Origin of the sequence: Plantibacter sp. T3 (assembly GCF_902506515.1) — a bacterium.
GTDB lineage: Bacteria > Actinomycetota > Actinomycetes > Actinomycetales > Microbacteriaceae > Plantibacter > Plantibacter auratus.
The window spans coordinates 1,196,883-1,213,984 of sequence record NZ_LR733286.1; the positions used below are offsets into that span (position 1 = coordinate 1,196,883).

At 70.5% G+C, this 17,102-nt stretch carries 16 protein-coding genes; 4 read left to right on the plus strand and 12 right to left on the minus strand.

The genetic code is table 11. The features are described from left to right. Positions 1–9 precede the first annotated feature (9 nt). From GV015_RS05835 to GV015_RS05885, 11 genes are all read right to left on the minus strand, one after another. Positions 10–1,245, minus strand: a complete 1,236-nt coding sequence (locus GV015_RS05835) for an MFS transporter (RefSeq protein ID WP_159877256.1) — start codon at positions 1,243–1,245, stop codon at positions 10–12. Positions 1,246–1,288: 43 nt separating this feature from the next. Next, positions 1,289–1,429 (minus strand): hypothetical protein, encoded by a 141-nt coding sequence (locus GV015_RS05840; RefSeq protein ID WP_159877259.1) that lies wholly within the window; start codon positions 1,427–1,429, stop codon positions 1,289–1,291. Beyond that, a complete protein-coding gene (locus tag GV015_RS05845; protein ID WP_159877261.1) occupies positions 1,419–1,871 on the minus strand; it encodes an SRPBCC family protein in 453 nt (150 codons plus the stop codon). The genes GV015_RS05840 and GV015_RS05845 overlap by 11 nt, the downstream gene beginning before the upstream one ends. Before the next feature lie 154 nt (positions 1,872–2,025). Continuing rightward, positions 2,026–2,712 carry a response regulator gene (locus tag GV015_RS05850; RefSeq protein WP_159877263.1) on the minus strand — a complete coding sequence of 229 codons (687 nt, stop codon included), beginning with the start codon at positions 2,710–2,712 and terminating at the stop codon, positions 2,026–2,028. Then, a complete protein-coding gene (locus tag GV015_RS05855) occupies positions 2,709–5,204 on the minus strand; it encodes a DUF4118 domain-containing protein (RefSeq protein ID WP_159877265.1) in 2,496 nt (831 codons plus the stop codon). The genes GV015_RS05850 and GV015_RS05855 overlap by 4 nt, the downstream gene beginning before the upstream one ends. 76 nt (positions 5,205–5,280) lie before the next feature. Then, the gene (kdpC, locus tag GV015_RS05860) at positions 5,281–5,889 is read right to left on the minus strand and encodes a potassium-transporting ATPase subunit KdpC (RefSeq protein ID WP_159877267.1); all 609 of its coding nucleotides are present in this window, start codon (positions 5,887–5,889) and stop codon (positions 5,281–5,283) included. Between the two features lie 61 nt (positions 5,890–5,950). After that, positions 5,951–8,116: a potassium-transporting ATPase subunit KdpB gene (kdpB, locus tag GV015_RS05865; RefSeq protein WP_159877269.1), complete on the minus strand. Its 2,166-nt coding sequence runs from the start codon at positions 8,114–8,116 to the stop codon at positions 5,951–5,953. Between the two features lie 187 nt (positions 8,117–8,303). After that, positions 8,304–9,977 (minus strand): potassium-transporting ATPase subunit KdpA, encoded by a 1,674-nt coding sequence (gene kdpA / locus GV015_RS05870; protein WP_159877271.1) that lies wholly within the window; start codon positions 9,975–9,977, stop codon positions 8,304–8,306. Continuing rightward, positions 9,977–10,066 carry a K(+)-transporting ATPase subunit F gene (kdpF, locus tag GV015_RS05875; protein ID WP_056009336.1) on the minus strand — a complete coding sequence of 30 codons (90 nt, stop codon included), beginning with the start codon at positions 10,064–10,066 and terminating at the stop codon, positions 9,977–9,979. The genes kdpA and kdpF overlap by 1 nt, the downstream gene beginning before the upstream one ends. Before the next feature lie 177 nt (positions 10,067–10,243). After that, entirely contained in the window at positions 10,244–11,329 is a 1,086-nt protein-coding gene (locus tag GV015_RS05880) for a phosphotriesterase (protein ID WP_159877273.1), read from the minus strand. Continuing rightward, a complete protein-coding gene (locus GV015_RS05885) occupies positions 11,326–11,748 on the minus strand; it encodes a carboxymuconolactone decarboxylase family protein (RefSeq protein ID WP_236555350.1) in 423 nt (140 codons plus the stop codon). Before GV015_RS05885 ends, GV015_RS05880 begins: the two co-directional genes overlap by 4 nt. A gap of 53 nt (positions 11,749–11,801) precedes the next feature. Between GV015_RS05885 and GV015_RS05890 the strand changes: the two genes are divergently transcribed. After that, on the plus strand, positions 11,802–12,350 hold the full coding sequence (locus tag GV015_RS05890) for an ABATE domain-containing protein (protein ID WP_159877275.1): 549 nt from the start codon (positions 11,802–11,804) through the stop codon (positions 12,348–12,350). Between the two features lie 33 nt (positions 12,351–12,383). Here GV015_RS05890 and GV015_RS05895 read toward each other — a convergent pair whose 3' ends face one another. Beyond that, positions 12,384–13,076, minus strand: a complete 693-nt coding sequence (locus tag GV015_RS05895) for a FadR/GntR family transcriptional regulator (RefSeq protein WP_159877277.1) — start codon at positions 13,074–13,076, stop codon at positions 12,384–12,386. A gap of 138 nt (positions 13,077–13,214) precedes the next feature. Between GV015_RS05895 and GV015_RS05900 the strand changes: the two genes are divergently transcribed. The 3 genes from GV015_RS05900 to GV015_RS19010 all read left to right on the plus strand — a co-directional run bounded on the left by GV015_RS05900 (position 13,215) and on the right by GV015_RS19010 (position 17,081). After that, positions 13,215–14,885, plus strand: a complete 1,671-nt coding sequence (locus tag GV015_RS05900; protein WP_159880133.1) for a 2-isopropylmalate synthase — start codon at positions 13,215–13,217, stop codon at positions 14,883–14,885. Positions 14,886–14,935: 50 nt separating this feature from the next. Further along, the gene (locus GV015_RS05905) at positions 14,936–16,102 is read left to right on the plus strand and encodes a hypothetical protein (protein ID WP_159877279.1); all 1,167 of its coding nucleotides are present in this window, start codon (positions 14,936–14,938) and stop codon (positions 16,100–16,102) included. Positions 16,103–16,214: 112 nt separating this feature from the next. Further along, on the plus strand, positions 16,215–17,081 hold the full coding sequence (locus GV015_RS19010) for an AraC family transcriptional regulator (protein ID WP_201299364.1): 867 nt from the start codon (positions 16,215–16,217) through the stop codon (positions 17,079–17,081). The last annotated feature ends 21 nt before the right edge of the window (positions 17,082–17,102 follow it).

Sequence of the window (17,102 nt, forward strand, 5' to 3'; positions counted from 1 at the left end):
CGGAACGACTCAGGGACCGGTAGGCGAGGCCGTCCGCTGCCGCTCCTGCGGCTTCGCCGCGGACGTCAGGAACGACGCCAGCACGACGACGGCGAGCACGACGATCATCGCGCCGCGCAGACCGAAGTGCTCCCCGAGGAACCCGAGCAACGGCGGCCCGACGAGGAACGCGACGTAGCCGGCCGAAGCGACGGCGCCGACGGTCGTCGTCGGATCGTCGCTCTCACCCGCGGCCGAGAGGGTCACCGGGAAGCCGAGCGCCGCGCCGAGCCCCCACAGCAGGACCGCAAGCCCCGCGACGAGCACACTGTCGGAGAACACGACGAGCGCGATCCCGACCGCCGACACCAGCGCGCTCACCCGCAACACGTTGGCCTTGCCGAAGCGGGTGAGGAGTGGTTCGCCGGCGAAGCGACCGATCGTCATGGCGAGCGCGAACCCGGCGAAGACGATCGATCCGACGGCCGCTGTGGTGCCGTGCCCGTCGACCATGATGAGCGGCAACCAGTCGCCGGCGGCGCCCTCGGCCAGCGCGAGGGCGAGCACGATGAGCCCGAGGAAGATCACGCGCTGCTGCCGCCACACCGCGAGCTGCGCACGGATCCCGGGGGAGCCGGCACCCGTGTCCGACTGTCGTCCCGTCTCGGCGGGGATCTTCGGGATCGCCCACAGCAGCGCCACCAGGGCGACGGTCGCGACGATCAGCAGATGGATCATCACCGGGAAGGCGATCGCCGTGAGCGCGATGCCGGCCACGGAGCCGATGACGGACCCGAGGCTGTAGCAGCCGTGGAGCACGGGCAGGATGGACCGCCCGGACAGCTGCTCGATCATCGCGCCCTCGATGTTGATCGCGATCTCGGCGAGGCCGAAGCCCAGACCGATGCCGATCAGCCCGAAGAAGACGCCGACGCCCTGCCCGGCACCCGCCATGAGGGCGAGCAGGGCGAGCCCGATGACGAACGCCGCCCCGCCGATGATGATCGGACGACGCGCACCGAACCGACGGACGAGCGCCGCGGACGACAGGATGCCCGTCATCGACCCGACGGAGATGCCGAAGAGGATGAGTCCCATCTCGGCGGTGCTCGCGTGGACGAGGTCGCGGACGGCGGGCGTCCGGACGATGAAGGACGACAGGCCCACGCCGACGGTGAGCATGAAGACGAAGATCGCCCCGCGCCGCCGCCGAAGAGGGGCGGACAGCGCGGGGCGGGGGTTCGCCTGACCGGCGCGAGCACTCATGCTCCGAGCCTAGAGGCGGTGATGCGGTGTGACGGGCGTGTTGCTAGCCCGACGGGTTCTCGACGGGGTCGCCCTCGGCGTCGGTCCCCGTCTCGGGGTCGACCTCCTCGGGCTTCGGCACGTCGTGCTTCACGTCGTCGTCGTGCGTGTGCGGGGGACCGGGGCGGGGGCCGTCACTTGACATCGCCACGCCATCCCTGTCCGGTCTGGCCCTCGGTCTCGACGAGCTGCTTGAAGTTGCCGAGGTCCTTCTTGACTGCATGGCCGGCCACTCCGACAGCTGAGCCGAGGTGCTCGAGGAGGCCCTTGGGCTCCCAGTCCAGCTGCACGGTGACACGCGTCTTGGCGTCCTCGAGGCGGTGGAAGGTGACGACGCCGGCGTGGTCCGCCTCGCCGCCGGTGCTGTTCCAGGCGACGCGCTCGTCGGGGTGCTGCTCGGTGATCTCCGCCTCGAAGGTGCGAGTCTGTCCGGCGACGCTGACCGTCCACTCCGTGAGGGTGTCGGTGACCTGCGTAATGGAGTCGACCTCGTCGAGGAACTTGGGGAAGTCCTCGAAGCGGGTCCACTGGTTGTAGGCGACGGAGACGGGAACGTCGACGTCGATGGTTTCGATGACCTGGGTCATGGGCGCCATCCTCTCTGGTTCTGCGGTACCTGCATGGGTCTCGTCCGGAAAGCCCGGACGCGACTGCGACGGTACGCGTGCAAGCTGCGATTCCGGGGGCATGGCCTCGGGCGCTGCAACCTGTTACCCTGCCCCGCTCGACGCGAGCGCTCGCTCAGAGCTGGAAGCGGTACCCCATGCCGGCCTCGGTGAGCAGGTGGCGGGGGGTGGCGGGCTCCGGCTCGAGCTTCTTCCGCAGCTGCGCGATGTAGAGGCGCAGGTAGCCGGTGTCGGTCACGTGCGTCGGACCCCAGATCTCCGTAAGCAGCATCTGTCGGGTCACGAGCTTGCCGGCGTTCCGGATGAGCAGCTCGAGCACCTGCCACTCCGTCGGCGTCAGGCGGACGGTGGCCGGGGACGCACCAGGAGTCTGCCTGGTGACCTGCTTCGCGGCGAGGTCGACCACGATGTCGCCGAACCGCACGGTGGGTTCGGCCTCGGCGCCAGGGACCCGCCGGGTGAGCGCACGGATCCTGGCGAGCAGTTCGTCGATCGCGAACGGCTTGGTCACGTAGTCGTCGGCTCCGGCGTCGAGCGCCTCGACCTTGTCGGTCGAGCCGGCACGACCGGACACCACGAGGATGGGCGCGTCGGTCCAGCCGCGGAGGCCCTCGATCACCTGCCGCCCGTCGAGCCCCGGCATGCCGAGGTCGAGCAGGTACAGGTCGGGCCGGTGCGTCGTCGCCGCGTTGAGCGCAGCGGTCCCGTCCTCGGCCGTGATGATCTCGTAGCCGCGGGCGGTGAGCGTGATGCGCAGGGCCCGGAGGATCTGCGGGTCGTCGTCGGCGATCAGGATCTTCATCGAGCGGTCCCCTCCTGATCACGTGCCGCCGGCAGTGACACCACCATGGTGAGGCCCCCACCCGGCGTGTCCTCCGGTTCGAGTGTGCCACCCATCCCCTCGACGAAGCCCTTCGACAGCGCGAGTCCCAGGCCGAGACCCGTGAGGTTGTCGGTGTCGCCGAGCCGCTGGAAGGGGACGAACACGTCCTCCCGCCGGTCGGGTGCGATGCCCGGGCCGTGGTCGACGATGCGGATCTCGACGGCGTCGCGGAACCCGCTCGTCGCGATCCGGACCGGGGTGTCGTCTGGGCTGAAGCGCTGCGCGTTCGTCAGGAGGTTCACGATGACGCGCTGCAGGAGGCCGGCGTCCGCGAGGACGGGTGGAAGATCGGGCGCGAGGTCGAGCTCGGCGTCGTGCGGCCCGATACCGAGCTCGTCGAAGGCCGGCAGGATCGCGTCCTCGACGTCGATCGGCGCGACGGTCACGGCGAGGACACCTGCCTGGAGACGACTCACGTCGAGCAGGTTCGTGACGAGGGCCGCGAGGGTGCGCAGGCTGTCGTCCGCGGTCTCGAGGAGGTCCTGGCGGTCAGCCGTGGTGAGTTCGACGTCGGTCGCGCGCAGACCGGTGACGGCGGCGGTCGCGGCGGCGAGGGGGCGCCGGAGGTCGTGACTGACCGCCGAGAGCAGCGCGCTCCGCACCCGGTCTGTGGCAGCCAGCGGGCCGACCTCCCGGGCGGTGGCGCGCAGATCGGTGTGTTCGAGCGAGGCGTCGAGCTGCGCTGCGATGACGGCGAGCAGGCGGCGGTCGGACGCGGCGAGCACCCCGCCGTGCAGTTCGAGTACCGCGCGGGTGCCGATCGGGATGCTCGTGAAGTCGCCGCCGCGGGTCGGTTCGCCGTCGACCGCGAGGACCTGCTCACCCGCGACGAGGCGCACCCCGGCGAGCGAGAAGGACTCGCGGGTCCGGCTGACGAGCGCCTGCAGGGCGCCCTCGCCGCGGAGCACGCTGCCCGCGACCGTCGCGAGCAGCTCGGACTCCGCGGCCGCGCGCCTCGCCGTGCGAGCCCGTCGCGCCGAGAGGTCGACGACCCCGCTCACGATCACGGCGATGACGACGTACAGCACGAGCGCCACGAGGTGCGCCGGATCGTCGATCGTCACGGTGTAGAGCGGTTGGACGAAGACGAAGTCGAGCGTGACGCCCGACAGGACGGCAGCGAAGACCGCCGGCCAGAACCCGCCCACGAGCGCGACGAGCACGACGAGCAGCTGGTACGACAGCACCTCGCTCGTGATCGACTCCTCCGTGCGGGCGAGGTGGAGGAGCCAGGTGACGAGCGGCCCGCCGATGAGCGCGAGCGCGAAGCCCGCGATGTGGCGCCGTGCGCTCAGGGCGCCACCGAGCTTCGGCAGCCGGAACCGTCCGCCGGCCGCTTCGTGGTTCACGATGTGGACGTCGATGTTGCCCGACTCGCGGATGACCGTGTTGCCGATGCCGGGCCCCGTGACCGCGGCGGACAGGCGACTGCGCCGGCTGACACCGATGACGAGCTGCGTCGCGTTCGCCGCCTTCGCGAAGTCCACGAGCGCACGCGGCACGTCGTCGCCGACGACCTGGTGGAAGGTGCCGCCGAGGGTGTCGACGAGCGCCCGCTGCTGCGCGAGCGCGCCGGGGTTCGCGGTGCGGAGGCCGTCCTGCGTCGTCACGTGCACCGCGATGAGCTCGCCACCGGAGGAACGGGCGGCGATCCGGGCGCCGCGTCGGAGCAGGGTCTCGCCCTCCGGGCCGCCGGTGAGGGCCACGACGACCCGCTCACGCGCCTCCCAGGTGCTGTCGATGCCGTGCTCGGCGCGGTAGTCGCGCAGGGCGGAGTCGACCTCGTCCGCCAGCCACAGCAGCGCCAACTCGCGCAGTGCCGTGAGGTTGCCGAGGCGGAAGTAGTTGGACAGTGCGGCGTCGATCCGCTCGGCCGGGTAGACCCGGCCGCCGGCGAGCCGGTCGCGGAGGGCCTGTGGAGCGAGGTCGATGAGTTCGATCTGGTCGGCCGCCCGCAGCACGGCGTCGGGGATCGTCTCCCGCTGCGGCGCCCCGGTGATCTGCCGGACGACGTCGTTCAGCGACTCGATGTGCTGGATGTTGACCGTCGAGAGCACGGAGACGCCGGCGGCGAGCAGGGCCTCGACGTCCTGCCAGCGCTTGTCGTTCGTGGAGCCGGGGGCGTTCGTGTGGGCCAGTTCGTCGACGAGCGCGAGTCCGGGGCGGCGTGCGAGGACGGCCTCGAGGTCCATCTCGTCGAGCGTCACGCCCCGGTGCTCGACGCCCCGACGCGGCAGCGTCTCGAGCCCCTCCGTCAGGGCGGCGGTCGCGGCCCGACCGTGGGTCTCGACGACCGCGACGACCACGTCGACGCCCTCCCCGGCGAGGCGGTGCCCCTCCTCGAGCATGGCGTAGGTCTTGCCGACCCCGGGGGCCGCGCCGAGGAGCACCCGGAGTCGTCCGCGCTGCATGGTGTTCAGTTCTCCTGGAGCATGGCGCTCCGCCTGCCGACCCCGGGGGCCGCGCTGTGTCGTCCGCGCTGCATGGTTATCCGTCCAGTCCTGCCACGGCGAGGTTGAGCTGCAGGACGTTGACCGTGGACTCCCCAAGGTAGCCGAGGTCGGGGCCCTGCGTCAGGCGCTCGACGAGGGCACGGACCTGGCCCTCGTCGAGGCCGCGCTCGGCGGCGACACGGGGCACCTGCAGCAGCGCGTAGGCCGGGCTGATGTGCGGATCGAGACCGGACGCGGAGGCCGTCAGCGCGTCGGCGGGGATGCTCGACGGATCGACGTCCTCGAAGGCGGCGATGGCCGCGCGGCGCTCCTCGATCGAGGCGACGAGGTCGGTGTTCTCCGGCCCGAGGTTGCTGCCGCTCGACGCGCCACCGTCGTAGCCGTCGCCGGCCGCCGACGGACGCGACTGGAACCACTGCGGCAGCGGCTTGCCGTCGGCGTCGGTGAACGACTGCCCGATGAGCGCTGAGCCGACCGTCGTGCCACCCTCGGTGACGGCGGATCCGTTCGCCTGCCAGGACATCGTCGCCTGCCCGATGCCGGTGACGATGAGGGGGTATCCGACGCCGAGGACGACGGTGAGGGCGAGCATGGCCCTGATGGCGACCCAGTACTGGGCGATGCCGCTGCGGGATGCACTCATGATGTTCTGTCTGCTTTCGTGTGCTGGGGGTGCGGTGCTGGGGTGAGGGGACGGGGTCCGGCTAGAAGCCGGGGATCAGGGTGACGACGAGGTCGATCAGCTTGATGCCGATGAACGGCGCGATCACGCCGCCGAGTCCATAGACCAACAGGTTGCGGCTGAGGACCTTCGAGGCGCTGAGCGGTCGGTACTTCACGCCGCGGAGGGCCAGCGGGATCAGGATCACGATGATGATCGCGTTGAAGATGATCGCCGAGAGGATCGCCGACGCGGGGGAGTGCAGCTGCATGATGTTGAGCAGTGCGAGCCCCGGGAACACCCCGGCGAACATGGCCGGGATGATCGCGAAGTACTTGGCGACGTCGTTCGCGATCGAGAACGTCGTGAGCGCGCCTCGCGTGATGAGCAGCTGCTTGCCGATCCGGACGATGTCGATGAGCTTGGTCGGGTCGGAGTCGAGGTCGACCATGTTGCCGGCCTCCTTCGCAGCGGAGGTGCCCGTGTTCATCGCGACACCGACGTCGGCCTGTGCGAGCGCCGGAGCGTCGTTCGTGCCGTCACCGGTCATCGCGACGAGGTTGCCACCCTCCTGCTCCTTGCGGATGAGTTCGAGCTTCTGCTCGGGCGTCGCCTCGGCCAGGAAGTCGTCGACTCCGGCCTCGGCGGCGATCGCCTTCGCGGTGAGCGGGTTGTCACCCGTGATCATGACCGTGCGGATGCCCATGGCGCGCAGCTCGGCGAACCGCTCCGCGATGCCGGCCTTGACGACGTCCTTGAGGCGGACGACGCCGAGCACCCGCGCGGTGCCGCTGGTGTCGGTCTGCGCGACGACGAGCGGGGTGCCGCCGCCGGCGGACACCGCCTCGACGTGCTCCTGGAGCTCGGCGCGGGTCGCCTCGGCGAGGGGGCCGAACGACTCCACCCAGGCCAGCACGGCCGAGCCTGCGCCCTTGCGGATCTGTGCGCCGTCCGGCTGGTCGAGGCCGCTCATGCGGGTCTGCGCCGTGAACGGGACGATCTCGCCTGCCACGGACCCGTCCAGGTGGATGCCCCGCTCGGCCGCGAGGTCGACGATCGACTTGCCCTCGGGCGTCGGGTCGCTGAGCGAGGACCGGGCTGCGGCCTGCGCGAGTTCCTCCGGCGTGACACCGCGGAGGGCGATGAACTCGACCGCCTGGCGGTTGCCGTAGGTGATGGTGCCGGTCTTGTCGAGCAGCAGGGTCGTGACGTCGCCGGCGGCCTCGACCGCGCGGCCGGACATCGCGAGCACGTTGCGCTGCACGAGTCGGTCCATGCCGGCGATGCCGATGGCCGAGAGTAGGGCGCCAATGGTCGTCGGGATGAGGCAGACGAGCAGGGCGATGAGGACCGGGACGCTGACGGGAGCCGCCGCATACGAAGCGATCGGGTTGAGCGTCAGCGCGACGACCACGAAGACGATCGACAGGCTCGCGAGCAGGATGTTGAGCGCGATCTCGTTCGGCGTCTTCTGCCGCGCCGCACCCTCGACGAGGCCGATCATGCGGTCGACGAAGGTCTCGCCGGGCTTCGAGGTGATGCGGACGACGATGCGGTCGGACAGCACGCGGGTGCCGCCGGTGACGGCACTGCGGTCGCCGCCGGACTCGCGGACGACCGGGGCCGACTCGCCCGTGATCGCCGACTCGTCGACCGAGGCGATGCCCCAGACGATGTCGCCGTCGCCCGGGACGAGCTCGCCGGCGGTCACCACGACGACGTCGCCGAGGGTGAGGTCGGCCGAGGAGACCTGGCCGATGGCGGCGTGCTCCGCGGACGGATCCGCCGAGCCGTCGTAGTCCGTGACCTGGTTCGCCATGGTCGAGGTGCGCGTCTTGCGGAGGCTGTCGGCCTGCGCCTTGCCGCGTCCCTCGGCGACGGACTCAGCGAGGTTCGCGAAGACGACCGTGAGCCACAGCCAGATCGCGATGCCCCAGGTGAACGACGCCGGCACGGCCGAGCCGCCGGACTCCTGCGCACCACCGAGGAACGGTTCGGCGATCGCGAGGACGGTGGTCAGTGCCGCGCCGACCTCGACGATGAACATGACCGGGTTCTTGACCATGAGCCGCGGGTCGAGTTTGCGGAAGGCGCCCGGGGTCGCGGCGAGCAGCTGTGCCGGACCGAACGCGGCCTTCGCGGGCTCGTGGTGGTGGTCCTGCTCCTGCTCGGGTTCCGCCGGGGCGGGAAGCGTGTGCGTGGTGGACATGGTTTATGACAGCCCTTCCGCCAGGGGACCTGGCGCGAGTACGGGGAAGGAGGTGAGTGCGGTGATGATCACGCGGTGTGCGTCGTGGACGTGGCTCATGACAGCCCTTCCGCCAGGGGACCTGGCGCGAGTACGGGGAAGGAGGTGAGTGCGGTGATGATCACGCGGTGTGCGTCGTGGACGTGGCTCATGACAGCCCTTCCGCCAGGGGACCCAGCGCGAGTACGGGGAAGTAGGTGAGTGCGGTGATGATCACGGCGACACCGGTGAGGAGGCCGACGAACTGCGGCCGGTTGGTCGGGAGCGTTCCGGCGGTCGACGGCACCCGGTCCTGTGCGGCCAGCGAACCGGCGAGCGCGAGGACGAGCACGATCGGGATGAAGCGGCCGAGGAGCATCGCGACACCGAGGGCCGTGTTGAACCACGGGGTGTTCGCCGTGAGGCCCGCGAACGCGGAACCGTTGTTGTTCGCGGCGGAGGTGAAGGCGTAGAGGACCTCGGACAGGCCGTGGAGGCCCGGGTTCCAGATCGACGTCGTCTCCACGTCCGAGCGGACGCCGGGGATGGCGAAGCTCAGTGCGGTGCCGGCGAGCACGAGGGTCGGCGTCACGAGGATGTACAGGCTCGCGAGCTTGATCTCCCGTGGGCCGATCTTCTTGCCGAGGTACTCCGGGGTCCGGCCGACGAGCAGCCCACCGATGAACACGGCAATGACGGCGAGCACGAGCATGCCGTACAGGCCTGAGCCGACGCCGCCGGGGGCGATCTCGCCGAGCATCATGTTGATCATCGGCATCATGCCGCCGAGTGCCGTGTAGGAGTCGTGCATCGAGTTGACGGCACCCGTCGAGGTGAGCGTCGAGGTCGAGCCGAACAGCGTCGAGGCGAAGACACCGAAGCGCTGCTCCTTGCCCTCCATCGCGCCGCCGGCCGCCATCGGTGCTGCACCGAGGCCGCGGGCTTCGAGCGCCGTGAGGATCGAGAACGAGGCGAGGAAGATGACGCCCATGACCGCGAGGATCGTGTAGCCCTGCTTGTGGTCGCCGACCATGCGGCCGAAGGTGCGCGGCAGGGAGAACGGGATCGCGAGCATGAGGATGTTCTGGACGAGACTCGTCCACGCGGTCGGGTTCTCGAAGGGGTGCGCGGAGTTCGCGTTGAAGAACCCGCCGCCGTTCGTGCCGAGGAGCTTGATGGCCTCCTGCGAGGCGACCGGTCCGCCGGGGATGGTCTGCGTCGCACCCGTGATGGTCGTCACGTCGGTGAAGCCGTTGAGGTTCTGGATGGTCCCGCCCGCGATGAGCACGACCGCCATGACGACGGAGAGCGGCAGCAGCACGCGGAGGGTGCCGCGGGTGAGGTCGACCCAGAAGTTGCCGATGGTGCCGCTGCGGCGACTCGCGAACCCGCGGACGAGGGCGATGGCGACGGCGATGCCGACGGCGGCGGAGACGAAGTTCTGCACCGCGAGGCCAGTGAGCTGCACGGTGTACCCCATCGTGACTTCGGGGGAGTACGACTGCCAGTTCGTGTTGGCGACGAACGACGCTGCCGTGTTGAACGACAGGCCCTCGGGGACGGCGGGGAGGCCGAGTGCGAAGGGGAGGACGGCCTGCGCACGCTGGAGGGCGTAGACGAACAGGACGCCGACGAGCGAGAAGGCGAGCACCCCGCGGAGGTAGGCCTGCCAGGTCTGCTCGGAGCGGGCGTCGACACCGATCACGCGGTAGAAGCCGCGTTCGACGACGAAGTCCTTGCTCGAGGTGTAGACCCGGGCGAGGTACTCACCGAGCGGACGGTAGAGCAGCACGAGGACCAGGACGAGGGTCGAGACCTGGAGGATCGCGAAGAGGGTCTGCATCAGAACCTCTCGGGTTTCACGAGCGCGTACACGAGGTACACGACGGCGGCGACGGCCAGGACGGCGGCGAGGAGTTCGAAGACGATCACAGTCTCTCCACTCCCCGGGCGACGAGGCCGACCAGAGCGAACACGGCGATGACGCCGAGCACGTAGACGAGGTCGAGCAAGAGGACTCCAGTGGGTGCGTGGTGCGGGTGCGTGGTACTGCGTCCCGTTCGGGACAGCTCAGAGCCAACACCCGTCAGCGACCTCCGACGGCGGTCCTCACGGTTTCCATACGCCTTCCGCGTGGATCCTCACGACCTCCCTACGGGGTGGTGTTGTCCACAGGCCGAATGCCGCCAGGCTCCTCGGCACGTCTCCGTCCGTTACGCTGGAGTCATCATGATCAGCCCGTTGCCGAAAGGCGCGGGCTGATTTTCTGTTCGGGCGTCGAACCCGGGGCTCGAACGCCCACGCGCGGGCGGGATTGTCGCGGGTGATCGTCGACACCGTTTCGGCGCCGAGGGCCCGCCCCAGCTGCGGTACGACGGTCGTCAGGAGCGCCGCCGGACCGTCCTCCTCCGGCCGAGCGCGGGAGGTGGACGTGGTCGTGTCGGCGCCGAGGAGCAGTGCGGGCAGATGCCCGTCGTCGATGAGGGCTTCGAGGATCCGCGCCAGTCGAGCGGGGTCCATCGGATGAGCCGGCGATGGCGTGTCGAGGCACACCCACGCGCCGGAGCGGGCCGCCTCGAGGATCTGCTCGAGGTGAGGGTTCCGGCCGAGATGTCCGAGGACGATGGACCTCGGGTCCACCTCGTCGGCATCCAGCGCCGCCAGGACGAGGTCGGCCGCCGCTCCCTGCTCGAGGTGTACCGCGATCGGTACACCGGTGGCGTGATGCGCCATAGCGGCGGCCCGCAACGCGTCCCGCTCGTCCTCGGCGAGGCGGTCGGGGCCGACACCGATCTTGATCAGTCCGCACCCGTGCCGGTCGACGTCGTCGATGAACGCCGCTGCGAGCTCGTCGGCCGAGCGCGTGGGTTCCGCAGCGCCGGCGGGGTAGACGCGTCGCAGATGTCGTCCGGTCGCCGCCACGACGTGGACCCCTGTCGACGCACTGATCCGCCGGAGTGCCGGGAGGCCGCGTCCGAGACCTCGAGGCGTCCACTGGACGACGGTCCTGCCGCCCGCCGCCGCGAACCGCTCGACCGCGGTCGTGGCGTCAGGCTCCTCGACGAGGTCCTCACCGGCCAGGACCGGTGTCCGCAGGAAGAGGTGGTCGTGGGAGTCGACCACGCCCGCCGTGGCCGGGTCGATGTCGCCGCGCACCGTGCGGATCACCCGGGTCTCGAGTCGCACCCGGGTCATCGGGCGTCGGCGTCGAGGTCGGTCGCCGGTGGTTCGGCCGCCGGCTCGCGGAGGAGTCGCAGGGCCGCCATCACCCGGGGCAGCCCGACATACGGCACGAGGTGGACGAGCGCCTCGGCGAGCTCCGTCCGGGTCATCCCGATCCGGAGCGACGTCGTGAGGTGACCGCTGAGTTGCGGGTCGACGCCACCGAGCGCCGTCAGCGCGCCGATGATGAGCAGTTGTCGGTCGCGCGGCGTCAGGCCCTCGCGCTGGTACGTCCCACCGAACACGGCGCCGACGATCCACTCGTCGAAGCCCGGCGCAGCCGCATCGACCGTCGCGCGCCAGGCGGCGGTCGTCGTCTCGTCCTGCAGCTCCGCCAGTCGTTCGCGGCCGGCCGCCACATCGAACACCTCGTGCATCGTCTCTCCCCGCATCGTCGCTCCCTCGCTCGTCCCTGGTGTAACGGTTGACACGTTACACTCGAACCATGACGACCGAGACCGACTTCCGCTTCGACGGCGGAGCCACCTGGCTGAACCTGCTCGCCACGCAGGGACAGAGCTTCGGAACGCGGCCGGTGGAGCGGATCGGGACGCCCGAGGCGGCGCATCGGTGGCTCGGCCTGGTCGGGTTCGGTGTGGATGGCGAGCTGAGCGCCGACGACCTCGACCGCCTCGTGCGGCTGCGGGAGTCACTCCGCGAGCTGGCGATGGCGTCGGTCGCCGGGCGCGAACCGGCCCCGGATGATCTCGCGCAGGTGCGTGGGCACGCGTCGAGGTCGGCCGGAGCGCTGTGGAGCGGTCCCGCTCCGGATGGCGTCCCGCTCGACGCGGCGCTCGCCGCGATCGCCATCCAGGCGCTGGTCATGCTGCAGGGGCCGGACCGGGAGCTGTTGCGTCAGTGTGCCGAGGTCGACTGCCGCTGGGTGTTCCTCGACACCTCGGGTCGGCGTCACTGGTGCCCGTCGCCGGCCTGTGCCAGTCGGGGTCGGGTCCGCGCCCACCGTGCGCGGCAGGGGGGTTCTCGCGCCGGATGACCCGGCGCCCATGGGCTCATCCCGCTGCGTCGGTCACGACGGGCCGTCACTCCGGTGGCGGGCCATCCCGTCGCGGAGGGCGACGAGGTGGGTGCGGCTGCGGTCGAACGCCGCGGTGGCATCGCGATCGGCGACCGCCTGCACGATGTGCTCGTGGACGAGCTGGTCGTGGTCCGTTCCCGGCTCGCCGCTGAGGCGGAGCATCTGGATCATCGCCTCGCGGCTGCGCTCGGCGAAGGTGTCGAACAGTTCGGTCAAGATCTCGTTCCCGCTCGCGGCGACGATGCTCCGATGGAGTGCCGTGTCGGCGTCGACCCGCCCCTCGATGGTCGCGCGATCGGCGTTCCGATGTGCCAGCGCCCCGCGGATGGCGGCCAGGTCGGACGCCGTGTGGCGTTGCGCGGCGAGGGCAGCCGCCTCGCACTCGATGGCGATGCGTGCCTCGACGACCGAGCCGATCGCGGTCCGCAGGACGAGCGCATCCCAATCCTGGACCGGCGTGCGCGCCTGGAGGAAGTTCCCCGATCCCTGCCGGGTCGACAGCACGCCCTGGCCGGCCAGCTGGCGGATCGCCTCGCGCATCGTCGAGCGGCCGACGCCGAGCTGCGGTGCCAGGGTCGTCTCCCCGGGCAACTTCTGGCCGATCTCCCACTCGCCGGCCTGGATGCGCTGCAGGAGCAAGCGTGCGACCTGGTCGGAGAGCGATTCGCGGTGCACCGTGTCCATGACTCGATCATAGTCCTCAGCTTGTCTGACAAGTTGTGTTAGCGTTGCCGCGTGATCCCCGCAGACTCCCGACTCTCCACCCCCGCCGGCCCCGTTCCGTCCTCCGCGCCGAGCTGGAACCGACAGCGGCACTCCCAGATGCCGTCCCATCGCTACCAGGACCTGTACTCGCGGGTGGACGTCCCCCTCCTCGACCGCACCTGGCCATCGAGACGACTGACCGAGGCGCCGCTCTGGGTGCCGGTGGACCTGCGCGACGGGAACCAGGCGCTTGCCGAACCCATGGACCCCGAGCGGAAACGGGCCTTCTTCGAGCTGATGGTCACGATGGGGTACAAGGAGATCGAGGTCGGTTACCCCTCCGCCTCGCAGACCGACTACGACTTCGTCCGCCTGATCGCCGAGACCGACATCGCTCCCGAGGACGTCACGATTGTGGTCTTCACGCCGGCCCGCCGCGACCTGATCGAGCGCACCGTCGAGTCGATCCGTGGGATCCGGAACCCGGTCGTCATCCACCTGTACACCGCGACGGCGCCGCTCTGGCGGGAGGTCGTCCTCGGACACGACCGCGACTCGCTCCGCGCGCTCATCCTCGCCGGCGGCGCCGACGTCCTCGAGTTCGCCGGCGATCTCGACGGGGTGCGGTTCGAGTTCTCCCCGGAGGTCTTCAACCTGACGGAGCCGGACTACGCCCTCGAACTCTGCGACGCCATGACGACGCTCTGGGACGCCTCGCCTGACCGCCCGGTGATCCTCAACCTGCCCGCCACCGTCGAAGCGGCGAGCCCGAACGTCTACGCGGACCAGATCGAGTACATGCACCGGAACCTCGACCGCCGCGACGCCGTCATCCTGTCGGTCCACCCGCACAACGACCGCGGCACAGGGATCGCGTGCGCTGAGCTCGCGGTCCTCGCTGGCGCCCAACGCGTCGAAGGATGCATCTTCGGCAACGGCGAGCGGACCGGCAACGTCGACCTCGCGACCCTGGCGCTCAACCTGCACGCGCAGGGGGTCGACCCGATGATCGACTTCTCCGACATCGACCACATCCGTCGGGTCGTGGAGCACAGCAACCGCATCGAGATCCACCCGCGCCACCCGTACGTCGGCGAGCTCGTCCACACCGCGTTCTCGGGGACGCATCAGGATGCGATCAAGAAGGGCTTCGCGGAACACCGAGCGCGGGCTGAGGCCACCGGCAGCCGCCCGGAGGACCTCCCGTGGCGGGTGCCGTACCTGCCGGTCGACCCCGCGGACCTCGGTCGGAGCTACGAGGCGGTCATCCGCGTGAACTCGCAGTCCGGCAAGGGCGGCATCGCCTACCTGCTCGAACGCGACTACGGCATCGAGATGCCCCGTCGTCTCCAGGTGGACTTCTCGCGTCGCGTCCAGCAGCAGGCGGACGAGACCGGTCGCGAACTGGACGCCGAGGCGTTGCTCGCGGCGTTCGAGCGCAGCTACCTGTCGGCGACGCCGTCTCGGGTCGAGCTGCTCGAGGTCGATGTGGCGACGACCGGCGAGACCTCGCGGACGACGATCAGTCTGCGGATCGACGGGGACCGCCATGAGGCCACCTTCGCCGACGTCGGTCCGGTCGAGGCGGCGACCCGTCTCCTCGCCGACCACGGCGTCCACGTCGAGATCGTCTCCCTGCATCAGACCTCGCTCAGTGCCGGGAGTGGCGCCGAGGCCCTGACGCTCCTGGAGATCCGCCGCGGGGCGGAGACGGTGTGGGCAGCCGGGCGCCATCGCTCCGTGCTGGAGGCGTCGGTCCGCGCCGTCGTCAACGCTGCGAGCCGGTAGTCGCCCTGCCCTACGCTGGGAGGCTGAGGGCGTCGAGGGGATCTGGATCAGTGGAACTGCGGTGGCTGACGGCGCCCGAACACGAGGTCGCCGCGGCGATGGCGGACGAGCGTCGCTCCGGCCGGCCCAAACGGGTGCCCACCGGGCGGAGAGTGCTCTTCCATCTCTACTTCAGCCTCGTCCTCTGGTACCTGGCGATCGCGCTCGTCTCGGTCGGGGTCAGCGTCGACGAATACCACGACCGTCGCGTCGAGCCTGATGACGTCATCGGCCTGGTCGTCGCCGCGCTCGTCCTCGTCGGGCTGCTCGTCGGTGCCTGGTTCCTGTACCACTGGTCGCGACGCCCGCCGTCGCCGAAGGCGCGTCTCGCCGGATGGCGGACCCACCTGACGGCGGTGGCCAACGGCCTCGAGGAGGAGTCGAAAGGACGGGCGATGTTCTCCTCGCTCATCACCACGACGGGGAAGTACAACAACGCCTTCATCACCGTGCCGGGACCACAGGTGCAGTCGTATCCGCGATTCGTCCGCGGGAACATCGAGTTCGGCAACCTGGTCGACGACGTGAAGCGGTCGAGGGACTGGCATTACCTCGTGGTGCGGCTGCCGGCACCCCTCCCGCATCTGCTGCTCGATGCGACGACGAACGACACCGTGCGCAGCGATCTGCCGCCGGGCGTCGACCGGGGTCTGCAGATCTCCCTCGAGGGCGACTTCGACCGGTGGTTCCGCGTATACGCGCCGTCCGGGTACGGAGCGGACGCGCGATACGTGCTGACCCCCGACGTGATGTCGTCGCTCGTCAGCACCGCGGCCTACTACAACGTGGAGATGGTCGACGATCGGGTCGTCTTCTTCAGTAAGCCGGCCGCCGACTTCGCCTACGCCGCCCCCTGGGTCGCCATCGATGCGATCCTCACCGACCTGGTGCCGCGTCTCATCACGAGGGCCGAACGGTACCGCGACGAACGGGTGGCGGGACAGGACGCCGAGAGCGTCCTCGAGGCGGCGCGAGACGCCATGGAGGCTGAGCAGGTCTGGACCCGGAAGGAGACGGTCGTCGGCGAGGAGGGCCGTCGCCTCACGGTGCGGGCGCGCTTCCATGCGATCTGGGTGGCCGTCGGTGCGGTCAGTTGGCTCGTCACCCGCACGCTGCTCTACTTCATCCCCGCCGCCTTCGCCTTCGCGGGGTTCATGTCCGTGGTGGACGGGCGCTAGCCGCGACTGAGTCGCCCGATTCTGCTCGGATCCACGCCGAAATCGGACAGATCCGGGCGACTCAGCGGGCAGGTCGTGGAACATCCGGCGGCGCCTTCGCGTTCGCATCGGTGTGACCCTCACCGCGACCCCTCCAGCGTCGACGATCGACACCTTCGATCGCGCACTCGCGAGCCTCGAGTGGACGATCCACGGCACCGACCGCGACCGCCTCGCCGCGGGCACACCGCTGCGGCGACCGCACACGGCGTCCGGTTTCGTCTACCTCTCCAGCGGACGCGTCCGCCTCACCGCCGCCGACGGCACCCGCGACCTCGACGCCGGCGACCTCGTCTTCTTCCCCCGCGCCCACGCCACGACGGTGGTCGCGCTCGAGGACGCCGAGCTCCTCGACGTCGCCTTCACCCGGCCGGGTCAGCGCCAACAGGTGGCGGAGACGCTGCCCGAGCACCTGTACGTCGCCGACTTCGCCGGGCAGGAGCCCTCGATGGTGGCGCTCATCGAGGGCATGGGCTGCCCGCAGGCGACTGGCCGTCCGCGGCCGGGCGACACCGTCATCTGCAGCCGCATCGCGACCACGATCGTGTCGGCCGCGCTCCGCACGTGGAACGAGGCCGGCTGCGCGCCGGATCGCTGGCTGCAACGCATCGGCGACCCGCACATCGGCGCGGTCCTCGACGCCCTGCACGCCGAACCGGGGCGCCCGTGGACCTTCGAGACGCTCGCCCGCATCGCCATGATGTCGCGGTCGGCGTTCGCCGAGCGGTTCCGCGAGGTCGTCGGGCACACCCCGCGCGCCTACCTCACGACCGTTCGCATGGAGACGGCCAAGGGGCTCATCCTCACGGGCGACGCGTCCGTGGCCGAGCTCGCCGGCGCGCTCGGCTACGTGTCGGAAGACGGCTTCGCGCGCGCCTTCCAGCGGTACACGGGCCTGACGCCGGCCCGCTGGCGTGCCGAGGCGGCGCTCGCCGCGTAGGCGGTCGGCCGGGCAACCTTC